The organism is Phenylobacterium sp., from assembly GCF_031425575.1.
Lineage (GTDB): Bacteria > Pseudomonadota > Alphaproteobacteria > Caulobacterales > Caulobacteraceae > Phenylobacterium.
This window is the reverse complement of record NZ_JANPJP010000142.1, coordinates 1-2,672: the sequence shown is the minus strand read 5'-3', so window position 1 is coordinate 2,672 and position 2,672 is coordinate 1. Positions and strand designations below refer to the sequence as shown.

The following is a 2,672-nucleotide window of genomic DNA, read 5'->3' as shown; positions in this document are numbered from 1 at the left end:
TGGGCCTGTGCAGCCGCGCCGCCATAAGATTTGGAACCACGAACCACACGAACCACACGAACGGGTCCCGTCCTGATGGCCCGCTGACGAATCTGGGTCCCGGCCTGCGCCGGGATGAGCGGTGTTGAAATGCGGCTGATCGCCTTCGGAGAGAGCTTCGTCGTCGGGGCCGGGGATCCGGACCACCTGGGCTGGGTGGGGCGGGCGATCGCCGGACGCCGCGAGATCAGCCTCTATAATCTGGGCGTCCGGCGCGAGACCTCCGACATGCTGGCGGCGCGCTGGGAGGGCGAGGCGCGGCTGCGGCTGGTGGACTACGAGCCCATGCGCCTGGTCTTCTCCTTCGGCTGCAACGACAGCCATCTGGTGGACGGCGCGCCCCGGGTGGCGGTGGCGGAGACCCTGAAGAACGCGCGCGCCATGCTGACCGGCGCGCGCGCCCTGGCGCCGGTCCTGATGGTGGGGCCGCCCCCAGTGGTCGATCCGGGCGTCTGCGCCCGCGCCGAGGCCCTCAACGCCGCCCTGCTGGCCCTGTGCGCCCGGCTGCAGGTCCCCTTCATCGACGTCTTCCAGCCCCTGATAGCCGGCGGCCTGTGGCAGACCGAGGCCGCCGCCTGGGACGGCGCCCACCCCGGCGCGGCGGGCTATCAGCAGATGGCCGATCTGATCTCCGCCCACCCCGCCTGGCGACGGTTTACCGAAGGCGGAGAATAGCGTCCGGGGCGCATTGACCCGGCAGACGCCTTCCCGTATATCCCCGCCTCCAATTTACCCGCCCGAGCGCAGGTTCGGGCGCGAGCCGTTTTGAGAGCTGAAGCATGGCCAACACGCCTGGCGCCAAGAAGGCCGTTCGTAAGATCGAACGCCGCACCGAAGTCAACAAGGCCCGCCGCTCGCGCGTGCGGACCTATCTGCGCAAGTTTGAAGAGGCCCTGACCTCGGGCGACGCCGCCGCCGCCAAGGCCGCCTTCGTCGAGGCCCAGTCGGAGCTGATGCGCGCCGTCACCAAGGGCGTCGTCCACAAGAACACCGGCTCGCGGAAAGTGTCCCGCCTGGCCGCTCAGCTCAAGAAGATGGCCGCTGCCTAAGGTCGCGGCGCCGGGCGTATAGCCCGGCAGCTATCTAGCTGAAATAATTCGTTATTCTGACGCGCCCGCTGGTCGAAAGACCGGCGGGTGTTTTCGTGCGCTGCAGCATTTCGCTCGCACCCCTGCGACGAATGTTCTCAGTTAACGGAAGGTCGAAATCAGGATTCCCTTGCCACGCGAGGGGTCGATTTGAGTCAACGAAAATATCGACTTGAGCTGCGAAGAATCTGCGTTGACCCCCCCGGCCCGCTGACTAGTGTTCAGGTCTTAGGCGCGTTCTTCCATCCCATCTCGGATGAAAATCAGCGGCGGGAGGAGTCTAGCTTCTCGCCGGCTAAGAACTTGTGTTTGTTGAACAAAGATCCGGTAAGGCGCGGGGCCTCAGACCGGGCGGGCAGGTGATGTTGGTGATGACGATGACAACCGGGGGCATTGCGGGCGAGATGGCGGAGGCGGCCGCTGGCGCTGTCTGGACGAAGACCTGCGTGGCGCTGAAGCGCGAGCTGGGGGAAGCCACCTTTGGGTCCTGGCTCGGCCAGGCCGCCCTGCGCGAGCGCGGTGACGATGTGTGCCTGGTGGCCGCCACCGGCGTGGCGCGCGACTGGATCCGCCGCCATGCCTGGCGCCGTATCGGCGAACTGTGGGCCCAGAACGACCCCATGGGTCGCGCCCTGGACCTGAAGTCGCGCATGGAATTCGACCAGGCCGCCCCGGCGTCGCCCATGGGCTCGACTTCCGCTCCTGCGGCGGCTGTCGCCGTCGCGCCAGCGGAAACCGGTGTCATCGAAATCGAGGTCGACGTGACGGCGCCGCGCGCCGCGCGTCAGCAGGGCCTGCAGGAACGCTTTTCCTTCGACACCTTCGTCGCCGGACCCGCCAACGAGTTCGCCTTCGCGGTCGCCCGCCGGGTGGCCTCCTGGGCCGACGGCCACTTCAATCCCGTGCTCTTCCACGGCCCCTACGGCTTCGGGAAGACCCACCTGCTGAACGCCATGGCCTGGGAGGCCATGCGGACGGCGCCGGGCAAGCGCGTGGTCTATCTGACCGCCGAGCGCTTCACCTCCACCTTCGTCAAGGCCGTGCAGGACCGCCAGACCGCGGCCTTCAAGGAGGAGCTGCGCAACGCCGATTTGCTGCTGATCGACGACGTGCAGTTCGTGGCCGGCAAGACCTCCACCCAGGAGGAGCTGTTCCACACCCTGATGGCGCTGATCGAGGACGGCCGCCGGGTGGTGATGACCGCCGACCGCTCCCCGGCCGAACTCTCGGAAATGGAGCCGCGCCTGCGCAGCCACCTGCAGGCCGGTCTGGTCTGCGGCATCGAGCCCGCCGACCGCACCCTGCGCTTAGGTATTCTGGAGCGGAAGCTGGCCACCCTGGCCGGCCAGGGCCGCTTTGTCCCCTCGGCCAAGGCCGAGGTGCTGGAATTCCTCGCCGACCGCTTCACCGACAGCGTGCGCGAGCTGGAGGGGGCCCTGAACACCCTGGTGGCCCGGGTGGGGGGCGAAGTCGCCCGCCTGTCCCTGGACGAGGCCCAGGCCATCCTGCGCCCCAACCTCTCCTGCACCGAGAAGCGGGTCACGG

General features: G+C 68.1%; 3 protein-coding genes. All 3 read left to right on the top strand.

Annotation, left to right across the window (positions count from 1 at the left end):
* The first annotated feature begins 129 nt into the window (after positions 1–129).
* Positions 130–714, top strand: coding sequence for a GDSL-type esterase/lipase family protein (locus RMO97_RS08400; RefSeq protein ID WP_310540296.1), 585 nt, complete (start codon positions 130–132; stop codon positions 712–714).
* 104 nt (positions 715–818) lie between these two features.
* On the top strand, positions 819–1,088 hold the full coding sequence (gene rpsT, locus RMO97_RS08395; protein WP_293497186.1) for a 30S ribosomal protein S20: 270 nt from the start codon (positions 819–821) through the stop codon (positions 1,086–1,088).
* A 410-nt stretch (positions 1,089–1,498) separates the two neighbouring features.
* On the top strand, positions 1,499–2,672 hold a 1,174-nt coding region (locus RMO97_RS08390), incomplete at its 3' end, for a DnaA ATPase domain-containing protein (RefSeq protein ID WP_310540294.1).